At 38.2% G+C, this 20,526-nt stretch carries 25 protein-coding genes and 1 other RNA gene; 10 read left to right on the forward strand and 16 right to left on the reverse strand.

All coding sequences use genetic code 11. The features are described 5' to 3' along the window. Positions 1-75: 75 nt before the first annotated feature. From M0G43_RS12810 to M0G43_RS12870, 13 genes are all read right to left on the reverse strand, one after another. Complete coding sequence (locus tag M0G43_RS12810; RefSeq protein WP_248026984.1) at positions 76-561, reverse strand: hypothetical protein; 486 nt, start codon at positions 559-561, stop codon at positions 76-78. Positions 562-624: 63 nt separating this feature from the next. Continuing rightward, complete coding sequence (locus M0G43_RS12815; protein WP_248026985.1) at positions 625-771, reverse strand: hypothetical protein; 147 nt, start codon at positions 769-771, stop codon at positions 625-627. A 170-nt stretch (positions 772-941) separates the two neighbouring features. Then, positions 942-1,328, reverse strand: coding sequence for a DUF805 domain-containing protein (locus M0G43_RS12820; RefSeq protein ID WP_248026986.1), 387 nt, complete (start codon positions 1,326-1,328; stop codon positions 942-944). Positions 1,329-1,376: 48 nt separating this feature from the next. Next, positions 1,377-2,141 (reverse strand): tryptophan synthase subunit alpha, encoded by a 765-nt coding sequence (trpA, locus tag M0G43_RS12825; RefSeq protein ID WP_248026987.1) that lies wholly within the window; start codon positions 2,139-2,141, stop codon positions 1,377-1,379. A gap of 51 nt (positions 2,142-2,192) precedes the next feature. After that, positions 2,193-3,374: a tryptophan synthase subunit beta gene (gene trpB / locus M0G43_RS12830; RefSeq protein WP_248026988.1), complete on the reverse strand. Its 1,182-nt coding sequence runs from the start codon at positions 3,372-3,374 to the stop codon at positions 2,193-2,195. A 34-nt stretch (positions 3,375-3,408) separates the two neighbouring features. Next, on the reverse strand, positions 3,409-4,098 hold the full coding sequence (locus tag M0G43_RS12835) for a phosphoribosylanthranilate isomerase (RefSeq protein WP_248026989.1): 690 nt from the start codon (positions 4,096-4,098) through the stop codon (positions 3,409-3,411). Beyond that, complete coding sequence (trpC, locus tag M0G43_RS12840) at positions 4,095-4,880, reverse strand: indole-3-glycerol phosphate synthase TrpC (RefSeq protein WP_248026990.1); 786 nt, start codon at positions 4,878-4,880, stop codon at positions 4,095-4,097. Before trpC ends, M0G43_RS12835 begins: the two co-directional genes overlap by 4 nt. Further along, positions 4,877-5,875 (reverse strand): anthranilate phosphoribosyltransferase, encoded by a 999-nt coding sequence (trpD, locus tag M0G43_RS12845; RefSeq protein ID WP_248026991.1) that lies wholly within the window; start codon positions 5,873-5,875, stop codon positions 4,877-4,879. Before trpD ends, trpC begins: the two co-directional genes overlap by 4 nt. 53 nt (positions 5,876-5,928) lie before the next feature. Then, complete coding sequence (locus M0G43_RS12850) at positions 5,929-6,285, reverse strand: four helix bundle protein (protein ID WP_248026992.1); 357 nt, start codon at positions 6,283-6,285, stop codon at positions 5,929-5,931. Between the two features lie 36 nt (positions 6,286-6,321). Beyond that, a complete protein-coding gene (locus M0G43_RS12855; RefSeq protein WP_248026993.1) occupies positions 6,322-6,900 on the reverse strand; it encodes an anthranilate synthase component II in 579 nt (192 codons plus the stop codon). A 78-nt stretch (positions 6,901-6,978) separates the two neighbouring features. Next, entirely contained in the window at positions 6,979-8,382 is a 1,404-nt protein-coding gene (locus M0G43_RS12860; RefSeq protein ID WP_248026994.1) for an anthranilate synthase component I family protein, read from the reverse strand. Between the two features lie 330 nt (positions 8,383-8,712). Further along, on the reverse strand, positions 8,713-9,264 hold the full coding sequence (locus M0G43_RS12865; protein ID WP_248026995.1) for a YceI family protein: 552 nt from the start codon (positions 9,262-9,264) through the stop codon (positions 8,713-8,715). Between the two features lie 12 nt (positions 9,265-9,276). Then, on the reverse strand, positions 9,277-9,738 hold the full coding sequence (locus M0G43_RS12870) for a MarR family winged helix-turn-helix transcriptional regulator (RefSeq protein WP_248026996.1): 462 nt from the start codon (positions 9,736-9,738) through the stop codon (positions 9,277-9,279). Between the two features lie 113 nt (positions 9,739-9,851). Here M0G43_RS12870 and M0G43_RS12875 point away from each other — a divergent pair, with 113 nt between their 5' ends. The 4 genes from M0G43_RS12875 (at position 9,852) to M0G43_RS12890 (ending at position 11,909) form a co-directional block, all read left to right on the forward strand. Beyond that, a complete protein-coding gene (locus M0G43_RS12875; RefSeq protein WP_248026997.1) occupies positions 9,852-10,397 on the forward strand; it encodes a TlpA family protein disulfide reductase in 546 nt (181 codons plus the stop codon). A 7-nt stretch (positions 10,398-10,404) separates the two neighbouring features. Then, complete coding sequence (locus tag M0G43_RS12880) at positions 10,405-11,007, forward strand: thioredoxin family protein (protein ID WP_248026998.1); 603 nt, start codon at positions 10,405-10,407, stop codon at positions 11,005-11,007. A gap of 176 nt (positions 11,008-11,183) precedes the next feature. Continuing rightward, positions 11,184-11,492, forward strand: a complete 309-nt coding sequence (locus M0G43_RS12885) for a rhodanese-like domain-containing protein (protein WP_248026999.1) — start codon at positions 11,184-11,186, stop codon at positions 11,490-11,492. Between the two features lie 18 nt (positions 11,493-11,510). Next, complete coding sequence (locus M0G43_RS12890) at positions 11,511-11,909, forward strand: rhodanese-like domain-containing protein (protein WP_248027000.1); 399 nt, start codon at positions 11,511-11,513, stop codon at positions 11,907-11,909. Positions 11,910-11,964: 55 nt separating this feature from the next. On the opposite strand, the gene M0G43_RS12895 is transcribed toward M0G43_RS12890, so the two are convergent. Beyond that, entirely contained in the window at positions 11,965-12,501 is a 537-nt protein-coding gene (locus M0G43_RS12895) for a YSC84-related protein (RefSeq protein WP_248027001.1), read from the reverse strand. Positions 12,502-12,730: 229 nt separating this feature from the next. On the opposite strand from M0G43_RS12895, the gene M0G43_RS12900 reads away from it, so the two are divergent. The 4 genes from M0G43_RS12900 (at position 12,731) to M0G43_RS12915 (ending at position 16,515) form a co-directional block, all read left to right on the forward strand. After that, complete coding sequence (locus M0G43_RS12900; RefSeq protein ID WP_248027002.1) at positions 12,731-13,183, forward strand: pyridoxamine 5'-phosphate oxidase family protein; 453 nt, start codon at positions 12,731-12,733, stop codon at positions 13,181-13,183. A 498-nt stretch (positions 13,184-13,681) separates the two neighbouring features. Then, the gene (locus M0G43_RS12905) at positions 13,682-14,581 is read left to right on the forward strand and encodes a hypothetical protein (protein WP_248027003.1); all 900 of its coding nucleotides are present in this window, start codon (positions 13,682-13,684) and stop codon (positions 14,579-14,581) included. A gap of 344 nt (positions 14,582-14,925) precedes the next feature. Then, on the forward strand, positions 14,926-15,720 hold the full coding sequence (locus tag M0G43_RS12910) for a hypothetical protein (RefSeq protein ID WP_248027004.1): 795 nt from the start codon (positions 14,926-14,928) through the stop codon (positions 15,718-15,720). A gap of 141 nt (positions 15,721-15,861) precedes the next feature. Next, a complete protein-coding gene (locus tag M0G43_RS12915) occupies positions 15,862-16,515 on the forward strand; it encodes a hypothetical protein (protein ID WP_248027005.1) in 654 nt (217 codons plus the stop codon). Positions 16,516-17,140: 625 nt separating this feature from the next. On the opposite strand, the gene ssrA is transcribed toward M0G43_RS12915, so the two are convergent. Then, positions 17,141-17,537: a transfer-messenger RNA gene (gene ssrA / locus M0G43_RS12920) on the reverse strand. Between the two features lie 296 nt (positions 17,538-17,833). Here ssrA and M0G43_RS12925 point away from each other — a divergent pair. Both M0G43_RS12925 and M0G43_RS12930 read left to right on the forward strand, forming a co-directional pair. Further along, positions 17,834-19,036 (forward strand): NAD(P)-dependent oxidoreductase, encoded by a 1,203-nt coding sequence (locus M0G43_RS12925; protein ID WP_248027006.1) that lies wholly within the window; start codon positions 17,834-17,836, stop codon positions 19,034-19,036. A gap of 137 nt (positions 19,037-19,173) precedes the next feature. Then, positions 19,174-19,728 carry a hypothetical protein gene (locus M0G43_RS12930; RefSeq protein WP_248027007.1) on the forward strand — a complete coding sequence of 185 codons (555 nt, stop codon included), beginning with the start codon at positions 19,174-19,176 and terminating at the stop codon, positions 19,726-19,728. 66 nt (positions 19,729-19,794) lie between these two features. On the opposite strand, the gene M0G43_RS12935 is transcribed toward M0G43_RS12930, so the two are convergent. After that, positions 19,795-20,526: a hypothetical protein gene (locus M0G43_RS12935; RefSeq protein WP_248027008.1), complete on the reverse strand. Its 732-nt coding sequence runs from the start codon at positions 20,524-20,526 to the stop codon at positions 19,795-19,797.

Raw genomic sequence — 20,526 nt, forward strand, 5'->3', positions numbered from 1 at the left:
ATATAACAGTTTGTTATGCGAATTTAAAATATAAATGTCGTATTGAGTAATTTAAGGAAAGGAAATAATAAGGTATTATAATACGGTAGGTTTACACGTAACTCTCTCGAGTGTTTGGCTCTTTTCAAAGGTAAATAGAGGGTTGTTTGTGAATTTTTCAGTGTTGCCCAATAATTCTGTTTTGCCACTACCTTGAATCAATTGATTCCCATCGATTAGAAAAATCAATTCTCGTTTTGATTTGGTGCCCTCTGCTTCAAAATCGTAAATACCACGTAAGGTATCACCAATCATAGTGCCGGAAAAGGTTCCCCAACTGCCATCAATCTGATAAAATTTATAACGCATTGTACCATTCACTTGTTGATTTTCCTTTGTAAGATTTAAGGAAATTGTGTCCTTGTCTTTTGCGTACAAATAGCAAAATTCATTAGTGGTATCCGGTACTTCCTCGAGGACCGAATCGTTGATACGTGGTGCGGTGCTCGCATCCGTTTGTTTGTCTTTGCAGGAACAAAACGTGACCATGATCAAAGTGCCAATGATTGAAAGATATTTCATAAGAGTTGATTTAAAAAAATTAGGCTCAAACTTTTAAAGTTTAAGCCTAATCCTTGACAAAAATTAGGATTTGGACTTTTGTCCTTTGATCGTCTTTTTGTCAATATCAAATTTATTTGTTGTGGTTTTAGAAGGACTTCCTTTAGGATTTAAAGGATTGTTCTCTTCTTTTGTTCGTTTAAATTTCTTTTTATCTTCAATAATTCCCATAATTCTTTCTTTTTTTGATTCATATTAAAGATAAGAAATAGCTGCTGGAATAGTATTAAATCTATCTTAAAATCAGGACGTTTAAGAGAGATTTAGCATTCCTTGCCAACGATTGTTAAAGATAAAAAAGCCCATTCTTTTAGACCGGGCTCTTTTAATTTATAAAGATATTAGTTCGTTTGAATCTTTCCTATCTCGTTGATGTCTTCTCCAGGAGATTTTGGGTCTGGCCCATATTGATTAGCTCTGCGTTCACCTTCGGTCACTGCTAGGATAAAGCTGTAGATAGGAATCAATAGATACCATCCGCTTTTGCCCACATCGTGCATTCTTCTGACACCAACTGCTAAAGAAGGAATCATTACTCCAAACATATAGATATAAGCAAGAAATAAAATGAATGGACTCTCGATGGCAACAGCGACCATTCCTAAAAGGAAAATTCCAGCATAAATAAAAATCGTATTGAAAAGAAAAAACATCCAATACTCTTGGCGTCTTGCACGTCCAGAAAAGTTTGCGTAGTTGTCTCTAACTACTTTTAAGTACCATTTCATAATTAAAATTTAATTGGTTAGTGATTTATATAATTCCAAATATAAATTTTAATTTAAAATAGCATCTACAAATTGTGATATTTCGTCATCAGTTTTCGATGAAAGGAATTTTATAAACGCACTGCCAATGATCGCACCGCTGGAAAACTCAGTTGCCTGACGGAAAGTTTCTTGGTTTGAAATGCCAAAACCGACAATCGTCGGATTCTTAAGATTCATCTCTGAAATCCGTTTGAAATAGTCCGTTTGTTCCCTGCCAAAACCCGATGAAGCACCTGTGACACTCGCACTACTGACCATATATATAAAACCATTGGATACCGAATCGATATAACGAATGCGCTCATCAGACGTTTGAGGCGTTATCAAAAACACATTGATAAGTCCGTTAGCCTCAAAAATAGATTGATACTCTTCTCGGTACACATCTATGGGCAAGTCGGGAATAATGAGTCCGTCAATACCGATGGCTGCACACTGTTTGCAAAAAGCCTCAACACCATATTGTAATATTGGGTTAAAATAGCCCATAATAATCAACGGAATGCTGACCGATTGACGAATGTCTTTCAATTGATTGAACAACACGTTCGTGGTCATTCCATTCTTCAAAGCCTGCGTTGAACTCGCTTGAATGGTTGGTCCGTCTGCCAAAGGGTCACTGAACGGCAAGCCAATTTCTATGATATCCACGCCACTTTTTTCCAATTGTTGGATGATGGAAACAGTATCCTCCAGCTTGGGATATCCAGCCGTAAAATAGATGGAGAGGAGTTTTTTGTTTTCTTTGAGTTTCGTTTGTATGCGATTCATTTTTACTTAAATTTTACTGAACACTGAACACTGAACACTGAACAATTCTATTTACAATCCAAAATGCTTAATATAAGTATCCAAATCCTTATCACCACGTCCTGACAAACTCACCACAACGATGTCATTCGGTTTAAACTCTTTTTGCTCAAAAATTGCCAAAGCGTGCGCACTTTCAATGGCAGGAATAATACCTTCAAGTTTGCAAAGCTCTAGCCCAGCTGTCATTGCTTGGTCGTCAGTGATGGCAATGAATTCGGCGCGTCCAGTTTTATACAAATGTGCGTGCATAGGGCCAACACCAGGATAGTCCAAGCCAGCGGAAATAGAGTATGGCTCGGTAATTTGCCCATCTTTGGTTTGCATCAATAAGGTTTTACTCCCGTGAATGATACCTTCCTTGCCCAAAACGGAAGTCGCTGCACTCTCACCAGAGTCCACGCCGTGTCCAGCCGCTTCGACGGCAATCAGTTTCACTTCTGTATCATCCAAAAAATGATAATAAGCACCAGCAGCGTTACTGCCTCCACCCACGCAAGCCACGATGTAATCTGGTTTTGCAATGCCTTCCCGCGCTTGCAATTGTTCTTGAATTTCCTTTGAAACCACCGATTGAAATCGTGCCACCATATCAGGATACGGATGCGGACCGACCACGCTACCGATGATGTAATGCGTATCCACGGGATTGTTAATCCAATCGCGAATGGCTTCGTTAGTGGCGTCTTTCAAGGTTTTGCTTCCAGAAGTTGCAGGTACAACCGTGGCGCCAAGCATTTTCATACGTGCCACATTGGGTGCTTGTCGTGCGATGTCGATTTCGCCCATATACACAATACATTCCAATCCGATCAAGGCGCAAACCGTCGCCGTCGCCACGCCGTGCTGACCAGCACCAGTTTCGGCAATGATACGCGTTTTGCCCAGACGCTTTGCCATCAGTATTTGTCCGATAGTATTATTGATTTTGTGCGCTCCTGTATGGTTGAGGTCCTCGCGCTTCAAGTAGATTTTTGTGTTGTACTTTTCGGACAATCGCTTCGCAAAATAGAGTGGAGAAGGGCGTCCAACGTAATCTTTCAGCAATTGATTGAACTCTTTTTCAAAAGAAGGCTCTGACATAACATTCAGATACTTTTGTCGCAGTTCTTCCACATTAGGATAGAGCATTTCAGGTATGAAAGCCCCACCGAAGTCTCCATAATACCCTTTGTTGTTGATGTTGTATGTCATAATCTTTTTCCCGCGAAAGCGGGAATCTTTTTTATTATAAACTTTTTATTTTCTCTTTAAATAATTCCAATTTCTGAACATCCTTCAATCCTGGTTCTATCTCAAATTTACTGTTGACGTCAATGGCGTTGCAAAATTGAGATTCTTTGGTTTGTAAGAATGACTTCAAATCATCCAGTTGTTCCAATCCGATGCCACCACTCAAAAAAAATGGTTTTGAGGAGGGATAGTTTTTTAAAACCGTCCAGTCAAACGTGAAACCGTTGCCACCGGGCAGTTTTCCTTTAGTGTCAAATAGATAATAATCGCACACAGATTCATAAGGTTGTAAGGTCTCAGAATCAAACTGGTTGTCTACTGAAAAGACTTTGATGATTATAACGTCATTGCGAGCGTAGCGCGGCAATCTTTTGATTTCACTAGTGTTATTATCGTCAATTTGTTCCTCGAAATGACGCTTTAAATCTTTACAAAATTCAGCAGATTCTGAACCGTGCAATTGAATCACATTCAAACCATATGCTGTGATTTTTTCCAGAATGAATTCAATAGGAGCATTCACAAACACACCTACTTTTTTTATCTCTTTTGGCAGATTTGGAATGTCTCTATTAAAATATCGAGCGGACTTTTCATAGAAAATAAATCCCAAATACTCTGGTTGAAGTTGGGCAACTTCAAGAATGTTCTTTTCTGATGTCATTCCGCAGACTTTAAGTTTCATCGTGACAGCTCTTTTATAAATTCGCTCGCACTATTGCCAGGATGATTAGTTTTCATAAAGTTTTCTCCAATCAAAAAACCTTTATAATCATACGCCTTCAAATCTTTAATGGCTTCTATCGAACTAATGCCACTTTCGGAGACTTTGATAAATTCATTTGGTATCAAACTTGAAAGATTTTTACTCGTGTCCAAACTCACCTCAAAGGTGTTAAGGTTTCGATTGTTGACACCTATCATATCAAGGCTCGGCATAATGGATTTGTGCAGTTCTTCTTCATTATGCACTTCCAAAAGCACCTCCAGACCAACTGATTGTGCCAATTCCGAAAACCTCTTAATGTCAGCTTTCGAAAGAATCGCTGCAATCAGCAAAATGACATCCGCTCCAAAGGCTTTTGCTTCCAGAATTTGGTATTCATCAATTAAAAATTCTTTCCGAAGTAATGGCAAATCACAACTACTTCGTGCAACAATCAAATCGTCCAGTGAACCTCCAAAATATTTTCCATCGGTCAATACAGACATTCCACAAACGCCAGCATTTTCATATCCTTTTGCAACTTCAAAAACGTTCAAATCTTGATTGATAACAGCTTTTGAAGGGGAACGTCGTTTATGCTCGGCGATGATGCCAGAATTGCTTTGATGCAAATTGCTAACCAAGGAATTCGTATTCTTCTGAAATAAAACAGATTGTTCCAATTGCGAGAAGGGAATAACAGATTTCTTAAAACCTACTTCCTTCCTTTTGTCCACTACTATCTTGTCTAAAATTGTCATTGGTTTTTACTCAAGGTTACAAGGGTTTCAAATCGCTTTTTTGCTTCGCCATTCAACAACGATTCTTTTGCCATTTCAAAAGCATTTTGAAGTCCAGTTTGTTTCACTGTGTCGATAGCGAGTGCAGCATTGGCACAAACAACATTGTTCTGCGCTTCGGTGCCGTGTCCGTCCAAAATATGCTTGAAAATCGTGGCAGCACTCTCAATCGTGTTGCCTCCATAAATGGCTTCTTGCGATAGGGTTTCTATATCGAAATAACTCGGGTCAAGCATAAATTCAGAATGATTTTTGACCACTTTCGAAGTACCAGTCAATGAGATTTCATCGTAGCCATCAAGTGCGTGTACGATGGTGTAATTTTTATAAGTATTTTGATATAGATAACCATACAAGCGCAACAATTCCAAACTAAAAACACCCACCATTTGATGTGGCGGAAAGGATGGATTCACCATTGGGCCAAGCATATTGAAAAATGTTTTCACGCCCAATTCTTTGCGAATGGGTGCCACATTTTTCATTGCTGGATGAAACAAAGGCGCGTGCAAAATGCAAATACTTGCTTTATTCAAACATTCTTTTAGAAAGTCAACGTCTCTAGTGAATTTCACGCCTAAATGCTCCAACACGTTTGAAGACCCACTAACAGACGACACGCCATAATTACCGTGTTTAGTAACATTCACTCCAGCGCCAGCAGTTACAAAAGAGGCAAGTGTGGAAATATTGAAAGTGTTTTTCCCATCACCACCTGTACCGCACAAATCGATGCCATTATACCCTTTCAAATCGACTGGAATACACATTTCCAAAAGTGCATCGCGAAATCCTTTCAGCTCTTCAATGGTAATGCTTCGCATCATATACACCGTCAGAAACGATGCAATCTGACTTTGGTTGTAATCTCCTTTTGAGATGTTCACCAACACCTGTTTTGCTTCCTCACTTGAGATGCTTTCGTGGTTGATGAGTCTGTTTAATATTTGCTTCATTTATTAGATTTAAGATTTAAGATTTAAGATTTGAGACGTGAGATTTGAGACTTTTACTCAATAGAAAATTTTTTAATTAAAGTGAAGTTCATCTTCTGGATTTCGACAATCGTATCAAACACTTCTTTAACCTGATGTTCTTCCAAATAGCCAATTCTCTTTGCCAACTCCAATTGTGTAGAGAGTTCGTTGAGTGAGCCATTGGCAATTCCAAGAAAGTTTCTAAACTCTTTGTTGGAATTTCTTCCGGCTCCTTCTGAAATGTTGGAGGGAACCGAAATGGCACTGCGCTGTACTTGACTTATCAATCCGTATTTTTCGTCCCTTGGAAATAATAGTGTTAACGCATAGGTTTTTTCAACCAACTCCATAGACTTTTGCCAAATCTTTAATTCTCTGTAATTATTCATATTGTCTTCTATTATCTAAAATCTAATGTCTAAAGTCTAACATCTAACGTCTAAATTAATCCAGTTCGACAACATCCGTTTCCCATCAGGTGTCAACACCGATTCTGGATGGTACTGCACACCTTTGACATCAAACTCTTTATGACGCAAGGACATCACCTGACCTTGTTCGTCAAAAGAGGTAGCTTCCAACACATCTGGTAAATCAGTGGCCACAACCCACGAATGATAACGCCCTACTTCAATGGTCTTGTCCAGCCCATCAAATAAAGGCTCATCCTCCACAGCGATGGTCACTTTTGTTGCTACACCGTGAAAAACAGTGTCGAGATTAACAAGTTTGCCGCCAAACACTTCGCCAATGGCTTGCTGACCAAGACATACACCAAGGATGCTTTTGGTAGCTGCGTATCGCTTTATTATAGGTTTTAGCAAACCGGCTTCATCAGGAATACCTGGCCCTGGTGAGAGCAAAATTTTATCAAAGGCTTCCACCTCGTCAAGGTCTAATTGGTCGTTACGTCGAACGGTCACCTCGCAACCCAAATCTTCCAAATAATGCACAAGGTTGTACGTAAAACTGTCGTAATTATCGATGACTAATACTTTTTTCATATCCATTTCCCGCGTACGCGGGAATCTATTTTGTTGTTATTTATTTACTTACTGCCTACTGCTACTGAACACTGAAAACTAAATCTCCTTCGCCAATTCAATCGCTTTGGTCAGTGCACCAAGCTTGTTATACACTTCCTGCAATTCATCTTCAGGGTTGGATTTCGAAACCAATCCCGCGCCAGCTTGCCAATGCAACTGATGATTTTTGCTCAAAAACGTCCGAATCATAATTGCGTGATTAAAGTTACCTTCAAAATCCATAAAGCCAATGGCACCACCATAAAATTCTCGACTTGTTTTCTCATACTTCTCAATCAGTTGCATCGCTTTATGCTTCGGAGCACCACTCAACGTACCAGCCGGAAACGTGTCCGCAACCATTTGCATCGTGGTAGTGTTCGCATGCTTTTCTCCCGTGACTTTACTCACCAAATGAATCACGTGCGAAAAAAACTGCACCTCACGATAGGTTTCGACCGTCACATTACTGCCGTGTCGGCTTAAATCATTTCTGGCTAAATCCACCAACATCACGTGTTCAGCATTTTCCTTGTCGTCCGCTGCCAAGGCTTTTGCCAATTCGGCATCTTTTTCGTCATTTCCTGTTCGTTTGAAAGTACCTGCAATGGGATGAATTTCTGCAAGATTGTTTTTGACCACCAATTGCGCCTCTGGCGAACTCCCGAAAATCTTGAAATCGCCATAATCAAAATAGAATAGGTAAGGCGAGGGGTTGATGCTTCGCAAGGCACGATACACGTTGAAATCATCACCTTTGAATTGTTGCGAGAATTTTTTTGACAAGACCAATTGAAATACATCACCACGCGCGCAATGTTTTTTTGCCAAAGCGACTTGGTCTTTATAATCATCGTCGGTAAGGTTGGAAACTGTTTCGCCAACAGTCGAAAAATTAAAAGCTGCAAAGTTTTTCGATTGAATGAGTTGCAGGATGCTGTCGATATTGTTTTCAGTATCGAAACAATGCGCAAACACATAGGCCTCATTTTTGAAATGATTAATGGCGATGATGTTTTGATACACCGCATAGTAAACATCCGGAAGGTTGTGATGGCCATCTTTCTTCGAAATCTCAACATCTTCAAAATAACGGACCGCATCATAAGCCATATATCCAAATATCCCATTGTTGATGAACTTAAACTGCTTGTCCGATTGCAACTTGAAGCGTTTAGTAAAGCGATGGATGTGATGCGCAATGTCGGTATCAGGGTGAATGTTATGCTTCAAATCACTACCATCAGGAAAGGTTTCAATGATTTTTTCATTCTGAATTTTGATGGACGCAATCGGGTTGCAACAGATGTATGAAAAACTGTTGTCATTAGCGTGATAGTCGCTACTTTCAAGCAGGATACTGTTCGGAAATCGATCTCGAATTTTAAGATAGATACTCACAGGTGTCAAAGTATCTGCAATGATTTTTTTGTAATGAGTGTAAAGGCTGAATGTTTTCATCTATTTATCAGTGTCATTTCCGTAATGGCAGAAATGACATTTAATTATATAAAAAAAGCCTGTCGTGAATGACAGGCCTTTTCGATATTGTTGATTAAAATATACTATAGGTTTAGTTCACGAAGTTTGCGTTTCGAGAATTCCACCACCAAGTATGATTTAAAATTGTGTTCATATTATTTCCCGTGCAAAAGGGAATCTTTAATTATTTGGTTCAAATATAAAAATGAAAACCTTGCTTTTCAAATTATTTAGGATAAAATTAAAAAAAGATTCCCGCCGAAGCAGGAATCTCCACTAAATGTTGCTATTAATCCAGATCTAAAGGGATTAGAACTTTAAATTGACATTTAGATCAAATTCATCATAAATGGCAGCATCTTTTAATCCGTCAAAGAAACTTGCTGACTTGTATTTTATATCAAATTTGGTTCTGTCTACTTTTAAATTAGCAGTAGCAGTGTTGTCTTTCACATTCATATTAAAAGTGATAGGATTTGTGATTCCTTTGATGGTCAAATCTCCAGTCACTTTGTAGTTGCCAGCTTTTCCATCTACTTTAGTAATCACTAAAGTTGAAGTTTTATGGCTTGCTGTGCTAAAGAAGTCATCAGACTTTAAGTGACCTTCTAATTTTCCTTTTGAATCACCTTCCAAGTCGGTAACACTCAAGGTTGACATATCAACTGTGAAAGATCCACCAGTCAAATTGTTTTTATCGTCAAACTGAAGTGTACCGTCTTGCAATTTAAGAGTTCCGTCGTGTTTTCCTGTTACTTTGTGTCCTACCCAGGTAACTTTACTTTCAGATACGTTCACTTTCTTTTCAGTTGCTACAGTAGAGGCTGCAAATGCCAATGCTAAAATTATTGTACTTTTCATAATTGTGTGTTTTTAGGTTTGTGTTCTTAATTTATTTAATAATTGATTTAAATGTTCTAATTCAGATGCTGATAGATTATTGGTCAATTCAACCTCGCTGTTATCTATCAATTTGTCCAACTCCTGTAATTGTTCCAAGCCCTTTTCGGTGATGAAAATTTCGACTTTCCGTCTGTTTTTTTCACAAGTGAAACGTTCCACAAGTTCTTTCAAAATAAGTTTGTCCACCAGTCTGGTCGTGTTGCTCATTTTGTTCACCATACGTTCTTGGATGTCTTGAAGATTGATAGGCTTTCCTTTTTGGCCTCTCAAAATTCTCAACACATTGAATTGCTCCATCGACAAATCAAAAGGCTTCAACACAGATTGTAACTCATCCTTAAATTGACTTTGAACAAAAAAAATGTTCAATATGGTCTTCTTTGAAAGAGGCAATGCTTTGTTCGTTTTTAAAATGTCGTTCAATTCTTTCATATACAACAATTGTATATACAAATGTAATACTATTTGCGAACTCTCAAACTAAATTTGCTTTAAATTTTTGTTAAAATTGAAATCTACATCATAGAGTTGCTTAAATTTATAGGATGAGATACTACATACTTATAGGTATATTGATGTTTGCATCTTGTAAGGATGTACCACAAACTACCGAAGTGGCCACCAATAAAGTAGAGTCCGTATCTAATGATGCTCAAGTAGATATTGCAGATATAGATTTGGAGATTTATGACTTTAATGGTTTAAAATCGATGCTGTCTACTACTTCAGAAAAAACTTATGTCGTCAACTTTTGGGCTACTTGGTGCGCACCTTGTGTCAAAGAACTTCCGTATTTTGAAAAATTGAACGCCAACTATGCCAATAAAGATGTTGAGGTGATTCTAGTAAGTTTGGATTTTCCAAATAAATACGATTCGAATCTAAAACCCTTCATCATTAAAAATGAACTGAAATCAAAAGTAGTGGCGTTGAATGATACTAACTCAAATACATGGATTCCTGCCATTAGCGAAGATTGGTCTGGCGCGATTCCTGCTACCTTAATATATAATAAGGACAAAAGACAATTTTACGAACAGTCATTCACGTATGACGAATTAGAAACAGAAGTCAAACAATTTATTAAATAAAAGAACTATGTACAAAATCAAAACTTTCGTTGCTGTTTTTGCCTTTATGGTAGCTTCAGCATTTACAACGTCTCCAGGTTATAAAGTAGGAGATGTTGCAACCGATTTTAACCTGAAAAACATCGACGGTAAAATGGTCTCTTTATCAAATTATAAAGATGCCAAAGGGTTTATCGTTATTTTTACTTGCAATACCTGCCCTTATGCTGTGGCATATGAAGACAGAATCGAAGCCTTAAACAAAAAATATGCATCAAAAGGGTACCCAGTCATTGCCATTATGCCGAACAATACAGACGTAAAACCAGGTGATAATATGGAAGCCATGCAAGCAAGAGCGAAAGCTAAAGGCTTTACATTTCCGTATTTGATGGATGAAGGTCAAAAAATCTATCCTCAATATGGCGCAACTAAAACACCACACGTGTATTTGCTGCAAAAATCATCTAAAGGAAATGTGGTAAAATATATTGGTGCCATTGATGACAATTATCAAGACGCTGCTGCCGTTAAAACCAAATATGTTGAAAATGCAGTAGATGCCTTATTGGCAGGAAAGGAAATAAAAGAGACTGAAACAAGAGCAATTGGCTGCTCTATTAAGGTATAATATATAATTAGAGCGTTGAGATTCTAGAGGACAACTAAATCTGTTGTCTTAAGTCTTTCTGCGAAGCGATCTAACATCTAAAAATAAAAATTAACAATCCGAAGCGTAACACTTCGGATTTTTTTTCGTCTTTATCATAAGGAAATGTTAATTTTGCATGATTATTGATACTAGTTATGTCAGATTTAACACAACACCAATGGCTTGAACAATTGACCAACGACAGCAATGCCGTCATTCTCGATGTTCGAACCCAAGCGGAAGTGAACGAAGGGAAAATCCCCAATGCACTTCACATAGACATTTATAAAGGTCAAGGATTTATTGAGGAAGTAGATGCTTTAGATAAATCCAAAAACTATTATGTGTATTGTAAAGCTGGTGCAAGAAGTGCCCAAGCCTGTGCGGTGATGAATCAGTTAGGTTTTAAAAATGCCTATAATTTAATTGGAGGCTTCAGTCAGTGGACGGGAGCTGTTGAGTAACATTAAAAACCAATCACAATGAAACAATTAGTAACGATGTTCAGTTTAGCTTTGGTTCTGTTGGTATCAGGATGCAAAGAAGACACAGACCAAGGAGAAATCAAATTGGTAACACCGGAAGAAATGAAAACACTTGTCGATCAAAAGGATGTGCAAGTGGTAGATGTACGTACGCCAGAGGAATACAGCGAAGGCTTTATAGCACACTCTCAAAATATCGACTTCAATTCGCCTACTTTTGAGGAAGATATTCTAAAACTGGATAAAACCAAGCCAGTATTACTTTACTGCAAGTCGGGTGGAAGAAGTGCCAAATGCGCTGAAAAACTTCAAGAGGCAGGCTTCGTTAAAATCTTTGATCTAGAAGGCGGCATCACCAAATGGAAGTTTAAAGGTTTTGAAGTAGAAACCAACTAAAAAGAAAAAGGCTAGCAATCAGCTAACCTTTTCAAACTATCTTCTTTACAGATGGTTATTGAGCAAACGGCTTATAACCAAATTTCTGTCCGCCTACGGAGGCATCAGCCATCAATCCAGCTTTTGGCATCGCATACACCATCACGCCATCATTATAATTGGCATTTTTAGACGCGCCTTCTTCTGCAATTACGGCAGAAGCTTCTGCTGAAAATTCAAATTTTCCATCTTTAAAACGTTGCAAAGCTGCATCTGTTTCAAAAAAGATCACTTCAATAACGGCTTGTCCACCAGCTTGCAGTCCGACGTTTAATTTTTTCAAATTGGCCATGCCTACGGCAGCACCATTATCATAAACAATACCATTACCACTGGCACCACCTATGATCAAGCCACCTTTACCTACATTCGGAAAAATAACATAACCAGAGGCATTGTCAAAATAAGTTTTAAGTCCAGCATCTTTGGCGAGCAATGTCGCCTTTGCCTTGTCAGCATCAGCCATTAACTCTTTGTGTTTGTCGTTTTGTGCTACGGCACCTACTGTCATAAATAGGATGGCAACAGCTATCATTGTTTTTAAAGTTTTCATAGATCTGTGTTTTAATTATTATACTCAAATATATTCCAAATATCCACGCATCAATGACTCAAACCCCTATTATTTTAGCGCTAAACCTATTCCTTAACACACTTTAACTCTATGTACTCTAGTCCTTAACACTCCCTTAATAATTTATTCAACCTGATAAATATCATGGTTTTTCATCGCTCGAAATCGTAAATTAGACAACGATTTAAATCCATAAAACCGCACATCCATGATAAAAAGTCTAGAACAAATAGAAATTGACTACATTTTAGAAAACAACTACATCGGTCATTTGGGCTATATGCACCAAAACCGGCCTTACGTGGTGCCCATCACCTATTTTTATGACAAGGCATCAAAACTCATTATCTGCTATTCGGGCGAAGGTCATAAAATTGCCTCCATGCGAAAAAACAATTTGGTATCGCTCCAAGTAGCCGATATTTTATCGGTCAATCAATGGAAATCTGTCCTTGTCCACGGCACTTTTGAACTCCATTATGGCAGTGATGCCAAAGCATATCTGCACCAATTCTCATTGGGCATCAAGGATATCATCACTGAAAAAGAGCATAAAAAACCCGATTTCATCAGCGAGTTCTCCAGCAAAATCTATAAAGACGAAGTACCATTTGTGTTCACCATCAATATTGATGAAATGACAGGGAAGAAGCGCATGTAATTTGATGGTTTTTATGAAAGTATTTTGTCCAATAACCACGAAATGCCACCCAAAATACCTCACCAAAACCACGCCTATATTAGCCTAAAATGTTAAATTTTCACTTATTATTAAAAATATTTTCATAATTTTTTCATGATACCTCAACACGTCAAGTTATCAGTCTTTTCAAGCGTTTTAACGATATTTTAATACTTTTAAACGATATATTTTACACTTAATCGATAAAAAAAGTTATACGTCGATATTGTACATGTCAAAATAATTTCTACATTTGTCTCGTAGTCAACTGACTAATAGCTGCTAATCTCGAGTAGCTGTCTAAAGGCCCGAAGACTCCAAAAAGGACCCTTTTTATTTTTTTAAATTTTACCGTTTACCGCTTTGGCAGCAACGAAAGATTGCCTCCCCAAGCAAAACAAAATACCGCTTACAGTAGTTCATAGCCATAAGCAAGCTAGGCTGTACGCAGTATCCAAATCTAAAATTTACCTTATTATGAAAAAAGTTATTAAATCTTCGAAAGTATCAGATACGTTAAACGACCTTGCAAAAGGTTTTGAGTCCAACAATCAAGCGGCAGAGCAAGCCGTTGAGTCGTCTACCACTGCCGCAGAGTCTCCACAAGAGGCACAGGCAGAACCCCAAGAAGAACCTCAACCAAAGGCAAAGAAAAGAGCCGCACACATCAATGAACAAGGCAATTCTAATAATGTGTTTAATTTCGATTTACTCATCGCATTCGTCATCGGTTTCGGCACCAGGTATCTTCCTAGTAACTCTCTTTTATTGCTCACCCACTTGCAGTCAGTCTATGCTCTGGCAGTACAGTGCATGGCAGATGTCAATAGTGCCTTCAACGAATTTAAGCAGGTATTGGATATTCGCTATAACCTATATGTCAAGATGCCATTTTTGGCAACACGCATGATGGGAGAGTTGCGTTCATGCGGTGCCAGTAAAGAAACCATCAGCAAGGCGCAGTCTTATAATAATAAGATTCAAGGTAGACGTGTGGCAAAAATCGACCCTAACTCATCAGATAAGGTCATCAGTGCCAGCCAAAAATCCTTTGCACAGCGTCTCAATAATTTTGACGGTATGGTAGGCGTATGCGCTATTGAAGGATTGTATGCACCTGCAGAAATGACACTAAAAATAAATGCTCTCAAAGCTTTTATAGAAGAAATTCAAGTAGCCAATACCGCTGTGGCGATGGCAAATGCCAAGTTAGCAAATGCACGTACAGAGCGAAACAATGTCTTGTATCATCCTACCACAGGTTTGGTGGCCATTGCACTGCAAGTCAAACAATATGTTCAGGCAGTGTATGGCTTCAAAAGTCCAGAGTTCAAACAGGTCCATCGTCTTAAGTTCAAAACCAACGTAAAACTATAGACCCTTTACAAAAAAAAGAGTCCTTCAAATCCCCGTCCACGCGGGGATTTTTTACATCCCCACGAAAGTGGGGACCTCATTTTCATCCCGACCATATGTCACCATCTTGTCCATTCGAGTGATTTTGTCATAAAAACATGACATTATAATCTTTTGCTATTCATATATTCACTTTGATAACTCATAAAAAAAAGGTATTATTGATAGAGCGCAATTACTCTTAATAAAAGTGAAATGGCTATGGCACAAACTCGCTATAAAAAAGTGATAAAAGTAGCGCATAGCCAGCCAATTTAAGTGGATAAGAGAAACAAAATAGCGCATATAAACAAGTTAGGCAAAATATGAAATCAGCATTTCTTCTAATATTTTCGATATGCAATGTGATATTATCATTTGCCCAAAATGAGGATTGGGAATCAAAAGATGAAATTCTAATTGGAAGTGTAGTTCAATCATTAAATAGCCCAAATAATCTTTTTGAGCTATTTGAGAAACATGAGCAATTAAAATCGCCAATAAGTTTAGGTTTTGGTTATGTCAATAAAAATTATGTTATATATGGAGGCTATATCTCTATCTGGTGTGATTTTATTTTTTATAAAGACTCTTTAGTCAGTTTTATCCTCAAACCCCAACTTCCATATAATCCAACAAATAAGCAATTAAACAAATATTTAAATTGGTATAACAATGAATTCCAAATTACCAAAGACACACTTATAAGACCAAAATACTATAATTATGATACATTTAAAGAGCCATTAAAATACTATAAAGGTAGTTTAAGTGAAGACGATGAAATTCAGTTTTACATGTCAACTGAATCTGGACTGATTTATGGGGAGCAAGATGAAAAAAGTCATTGTGCACTTGAAAATTGGGTGTATTACCAAAAAATAGAACATAAAATCAATAAAGAAATTGCTATTCTACTTATGTACAGTAAAAATCCGATATCCAGATTAAGAGCGGTTGAATACTACTACAATCACCGCGAGAAATTCATCAAGGAAAAAGATGAATTGGAAAAATGGATATTTTTTCTAACGGTAAACCCAGCCATAATCTGGGATATAGTCGGCTGTATTATGGATTATCAATTATCTGAAACGATTATCAAAAGATTATCGGAATAAGAATAAATACTTTGCCTAACACCATATATAAGCTATGGCTTGGTCAGTCCTCATTTGGATACAAGCATGAAGTGCGAACTGGCGAAGCAAAGTCCTCGCTGATTTTTATAACAAGCCGCGCATAAAGCCATTACCTTCACTATGAAAAAACACATTAATTCTTATTTATTTCTCTGGATAGCCCTGCTATTGATGTGTTTAAGTTGCTCCAAGTCAAAAACACCTGATTATGCATCAGAGATGAAAAGTTGTCTTAATGATACTGATAGAAAGCTTATTAATGACGCCGTTCAATTATTTGAAAAAAAATTAGCCCATAAATATCAAAGGCAATCCATTGGCAAAGCATACATATCTTACATAAAAGAGTTACATACTCAAGAAGTCGAACCTGATTTTATTTTGTCAGCAGAAACCAAAACCATAATAGACAGTCTAAAAAATGGTGGCACTTATGACAAGATTTGGAAAAAATTAGAAACTATTTTAAAGGAAAATAATCGATATAAAGATGGAGTAAAAACCATAGACATTTACACCCTCGATCCAAATGGAATTTATCTCAATTGTTTGATAGAAACGAGTAAGAATAAAATTATCAAAAAGCATCTAATGCGGAAGAGAGAAACTCCAGAATTTAGTTATGCATTTGCCGTAGAAGACTTCTCTTCAAATTTTACCGAAAAGGATTTTGATGATAATTTGAATAGAATGATTATAGCCATCAATTATTATTATGAGTTATATTCTCTGTTTGAGTATCTCAAAATAATTAAAGAAGTTAAGGCCCAATAGCCCAAATTCACAATCCGCGCGCTCCAAACCCCTAACTTCAATCTCCCAATAAAAACCCTATGTCGCCACAGGCGACAACCCGAAGATTCGGCGTAGCCAAACCCCAATCAGTATTGTTAGAATTTCAAAGAGTTCTTTTTGTTTCGCTTTTCGCATCGTAACGGGTGAACAAAAAACCGCAGGCTAGACTTTTTTTGTTACTTTTTTGGGGCGATGCCAAAAAAGTAAGTAAGATTAGCTTTGAACGAGTGGTTTTACTCGAAGAGTAAAAATACCTCTCGATTGGCAAAGTCTTTTTTGGGAAGCCTGCCCGTGCTTGACACGGGGTCTAGGACCAGCAAAAAACGAACATAAGGTAAAGCATCCTTAAATACCTTCAAGCCATCCCTCGCAGTCCCCGAGCAATCCCTCGCAGTCCTCGAGCAATCACTCGTAGTCCTCAAGCATTCCCTCGGTGTCCTCAAGCCATCCCTCGGTATCCTCAAGCCATCCCTCGCAGTCCTCAAGCCATCCCTCGCAGTCCTCAAGCAATCCCTCGCAGTTCTCGAGCAATCACTCGGTATCCTCGAGCAATCACTCGCATCCATAAAAAAGCCCTCTGTCACAAAAAAGCAACAGAGGGCATCAGTGGAGCCGGAGAGAATCGAACTCTCGTCCAAACAAGTCATCAAAGGGCTTTCTACACGTTTATTCTTTTCTTGTTTTTTCGAGTGCAAGCTGGTTAAAGACAACCCACTTACACCTTATCTTCTTTAGTTTCAAGAGCAAGTCAAAGCGCCTCACTCCCTATGTCAACTTTTACGATGCCCCTATGCTGACCGCCGCTGACCAGGGCTTTCAAGGGACATTTAGCCTCTCTACCTTGTAGAGATAAGCGCAATCTTACTATGATTCAGATTAAGCAGCTAAAGCGTAGTTATTCTCGCCGTTTAAAAGGTTGATATCGTCTTTTACGTGTTTCAATATCATGACACGACGTGCTTACCATTCAATAAATCTCGCTGTCAAAACCAGTCGACCCCATAAATTCCCTGCCAAAGCAGAGATTTCTATATCAAAAAGTAATTCTTCTTTTTTATGGCGTTACCCTTTTCCGCAAAAGCTCCAAAGGGTCAGGTTTTCCGCTATATCTTTTGCCGAAAAGGCAAAAGGATGCCGCTTCAACCCTTAACGCGGACGCAAAGTTACCAAAAAGTTTGCTTTACCCTGCAAATCCTCTTATTTTCGTGCAAATATTATTCCACATTTCTAAATGTCATAAAAAAACATTTGTGAATTCGTGGCAAGTTTTTTCAATAACTCATTATCTTATTAATAAATGAAATTCGCCATCATCAAAGAACGCAAAACCCCGCCCGACCGTCGCGTGGTCTTCTCACCAGAAAAATTGGCAGAAGCCAGAAAGCAGTTTCCACAGGCAGAGTTTGTTGTCGAAAGTAGCGACATACGTGTGTTCCCAGATGAAACCTACCGTAAATTAGGTTTTACCGTCACTGATGATGTGTCAGATGCAGATGTGATGCTCGGTGTTAAAGAGGTGCCTATCGATGCCTTGATTCCGAACAAGAAGTATTTCTTCTTCTCACATACCATCAAAAAACAACCATATAACCGCAAACTCCTTCAAGCCATTCTCGAAAAGAATATAGAGTTGTTAGACCACGAAACCATTGTCAAAAAAAGTGGCGCACGTCTCATAGGTTTTGGGCGATACGCAGGTTTGGTTGGTGCTTATAATGGTTTTAGAGCGTTAGGATTAAGAGATGGACTCTTCAACCTTCCGAAAGTAGAAACACTTAAGGATCTAAACGAAGTCAAGGCCGAACTCGATAAAATAACGCTTCCCAACATCAAAATCCTATTGTCAGGAACAGGAAAAGTGGCTTATGGCGCAAAGGAAATCCTCGATCATCTAAAAATCAAGGAGGTCAGTGATGCCCTGTACCTCACCAGCAAGTTCACAGAGCCTGTGTATTGTATGGTAGACGTGATGGAATACAACAAGCGCAAAGACGGCAAAGTAGGAGAGAAGTATGCTTTTTACAAAGACCCATCAGGCTACGAAAGCAATTTTATGCCCTACGCCAAACAGACCGATATGTTCATTGCAGGACATTTTTACGGCAACAATGCGCCTTATTTGTTCACTAGAAAAGACGCCAAGTCAAAAGGTTTCAACATCAATCTCGTGGCAGACATTTCCTGCGACGTCGATGGGCCAGTGGCTTCGACCTTGCGCGCTTCCACAATCGCCGATCCTTTTTATGGCTATGACCCAAAAACGGAAAAGGAAGTCGCTTTTGACGCACCCAATGCTATTACGGTTATGGCAGTCGACAATCTTCCTTGCGAATTGCCAAAAGACGCCAGTGAAGGTTTTGGCGAAATGTTTTTGGAAAATGTCATTCCTGCCTTCTTCAATAATGATGAACGCGGTATCCTCAAACGTGCAAAGATCACTGAAAACGGCAAACTCACAGAACGTTTTAAGTATTTACAGAATTACGTCGACGGTAAATAGGAAACTATTCTATGCATTAATTGCAACAGTTTATATTGGTTTATAGTTGGGCCACAATAGTTTATGCCCATACAACATAAAAATCTCACTAAAATAAGTTACCTTTAGGGGGTATAACCAATTAACAATCAATAATTATGAGATTAAATTATGTATTATTTTTGATTGCCCTAATCTTTATGAGTTGTAACGATAACAAAAAAATGGAATCCGATGAAGCCAAAGAAATGGCAAGGGTAGACTCAATTTTTAAAAAGAATTCCGAGACGGTTATGAAAGACATCCGTAACTGGGAAAGCGAAAAACCTGATTACTCCATTTACGCTGACAATTTTGTAGGCCTAGAAACAATGTATGGCGCCGAGAAAGATTCCTTCAATTTGGAGGATATGAAAGAAGGCGACAAGCGCATCCTTGCAGTGTGGGATTTCGAGTTACTTGAAGACCCAGTAATGCTTCCAGGTGTTAATTCAGAGACTATAAAACCGGATGGCTCCGTGAGATACTATGGAACTTGGAGAATCACACGTCCTGCCACAGATTCGACATCAAAACGTACTGCAGATGTAAAAACCTACGCATCTCATGATTTTGATGAAAACGGTAAAATCATATATTCACAAATGTATGCCGATTTTGGTGGCATTTGGAATCATTTGATGGTCGCAAAAGACTCAATGAAAACAAAATGAAATGATGATAACCCATTAAAAAAGCCGAGCATTTGCTTGGCTTTTTTTTTAAAGTTGACTCAACAACTAAATTTTATTTTTCGGAAGTGGAAAATATTCAGTAGGCTTAAAGTCAGATACGTTTAAATCCAAAGTATAATAATGCATGTTGTCTTTCTTGTCAAACTCACAATTTTTATTGGTGTCTTCCACGCTGTTAAAATAAAGTCGGTTGTTGGCGAGTATCGTTTTCCACTCTCTCAAATCTTCAAAATCCGGAAGTAATTTGGTGAAATTAGAACCGTCAATATTGCTGATGTATAAGGTTCTAACGTCACCATAATCCAGTTTTTGGTCATTGTTGGTGTCAAAGTCGCGCACTTCATAAATGATAACAGTCTTGCCAGAATTCTTATAGACATCCTTTAAAAAACTCATTTCGGTAATTCGGATGATTTTGTTTGTAAGTGGCATCAATTCAGTCGAATCGATATGCTGAAACGATACATTTGTCAGATTGTTCACGGAAAACACATCACCACCTCTAGAGACTGATATGCCAAAGCCATCATCATAATCAGAAGAAGAGGATGAATAAGAACCAAGCTTATATCTGTTTTCTGTTTTATAAAACCCAATGGGATGTATAAGATAATTGGTGCTATCCAATAGTATTGGCAAATCTGCAATCTCAATGGTAGAGGTGTCTTTTTTTAATTCCGGGAGCGCTTTCGGGTCTTGTACAATTTTTCGGTTGTCGTTGTCATCGCAGCTCATCAATGATGCTAGGCTGATGCATAAAATGAATAGTTTTTTCAT

The organism is Subsaxibacter sp. CAU 1640, from assembly GCF_023156585.1.
In the GTDB taxonomy this organism is placed as follows: Bacteria; Bacteroidota; Bacteroidia; order Flavobacteriales; family Flavobacteriaceae; genus JBPOFM01.

Bases quoted from the DNA above. Each gene is read 5' to 3' on its own strand.
- M0G43_RS12820 (WP_248026986.1), bottom strand. From the start codon at position 1,328: ATGAAATGGTACTTAAAAGTAGTTAGAGACAACTACGCAAACTTTTCT.
- M0G43_RS12815 (WP_248026985.1), bottom strand. From the start codon at position 771: ATGGGAATTATTGAAGATAAAAAGAAATTTAAACGAACAAAAGAAGAG.
- M0G43_RS12930 (WP_248027007.1), top strand. From the start codon at position 19,174: ATGAGATTAAATTATGTATTATTTTTGATTGCCCTAATCTTTATGAGT.
- M0G43_RS12875 (WP_248026997.1), top strand. From the start codon at position 9,852: ATGAGATACTACATACTTATAGGTATATTGATGTTTGCATCTTGTAAG.
- M0G43_RS12900 (WP_248027002.1), top strand. From the start codon at position 12,731: ATGATAAAAAGTCTAGAACAAATAGAAATTGACTACATTTTAGAAAAC.
- M0G43_RS12880 (WP_248026998.1), top strand. From the start codon at position 10,405: ATGTACAAAATCAAAACTTTCGTTGCTGTTTTTGCCTTTATGGTAGCT.
- M0G43_RS12810 (WP_248026984.1), bottom strand. From the start codon at position 561: ATGAAATATCTTTCAATCATTGGCACTTTGATCATGGTCACGTTTTGT.
- M0G43_RS12935 (WP_248027008.1), bottom strand. From the start codon at position 20,526: ATGAAAAAACTATTCATTTTATGCATCAGCCTAGCATCATTGATGAGC.
- M0G43_RS12885 (WP_248026999.1), top strand. From the start codon at position 11,184: ATGTCAGATTTAACACAACACCAATGGCTTGAACAATTGACCAACGAC.
- trpB (WP_248026988.1), bottom strand. From the start codon at position 3,374: ATGACATACAACATCAACAACAAAGGGTATTATGGAGACTTCGGTGGG.
- M0G43_RS12905 (WP_248027003.1), top strand. From the start codon at position 13,682: ATGAAAAAAGTTATTAAATCTTCGAAAGTATCAGATACGTTAAACGAC.
- M0G43_RS12835 (WP_248026989.1), bottom strand. From the start codon at position 4,098: ATGAAACTTAAAGTCTGCGGAATGACATCAGAAAAGAACATTCTTGAA.
- M0G43_RS12870 (WP_248026996.1), bottom strand. From the start codon at position 9,738: ATGAAAGAATTGAACGACATTTTAAAAACGAACAAAGCATTGCCTCTT.
- M0G43_RS12860 (WP_248026994.1), bottom strand. From the start codon at position 8,382: ATGAAAACATTCAGCCTTTACACTCATTACAAAAAAATCATTGCAGAT.
- M0G43_RS12895 (WP_248027001.1), bottom strand. From the start codon at position 12,501: ATGAAAACTTTAAAAACAATGATAGCTGTTGCCATCCTATTTATGACA.
- M0G43_RS12915 (WP_248027005.1), top strand. From the start codon at position 15,862: ATGAAAAAACACATTAATTCTTATTTATTTCTCTGGATAGCCCTGCTA.
- M0G43_RS12910 (WP_248027004.1), top strand. From the start codon at position 14,926: ATGAAATCAGCATTTCTTCTAATATTTTCGATATGCAATGTGATATTA.
- trpA (WP_248026987.1), bottom strand. From the start codon at position 2,141: ATGAATCGCATACAAACGAAACTCAAAGAAAACAAAAAACTCCTCTCC.
- M0G43_RS12850 (WP_248026992.1), bottom strand. From the start codon at position 6,285: ATGAATAATTACAGAGAATTAAAGATTTGGCAAAAGTCTATGGAGTTG.
- M0G43_RS12925 (WP_248027006.1), top strand. From the start codon at position 17,834: ATGAAATTCGCCATCATCAAAGAACGCAAAACCCCGCCCGACCGTCGC.
- trpD (WP_248026991.1), bottom strand. From the start codon at position 5,875: ATGAAGCAAATATTAAACAGACTCATCAACCACGAAAGCATCTCAAGT.
- M0G43_RS12855 (WP_248026993.1), bottom strand. From the start codon at position 6,900: ATGAAAAAAGTATTAGTCATCGATAATTACGACAGTTTTACGTACAAC.
- M0G43_RS12890 (WP_248027000.1), top strand. From the start codon at position 11,511: ATGAAACAATTAGTAACGATGTTCAGTTTAGCTTTGGTTCTGTTGGTA.
- trpC (WP_248026990.1), bottom strand. From the start codon at position 4,880: ATGACAATTTTAGACAAGATAGTAGTGGACAAAAGGAAGGAAGTAGGT.
- M0G43_RS12865 (WP_248026995.1), bottom strand. From the start codon at position 9,264: ATGAAAAGTACAATAATTTTAGCATTGGCATTTGCAGCCTCTACTGTA.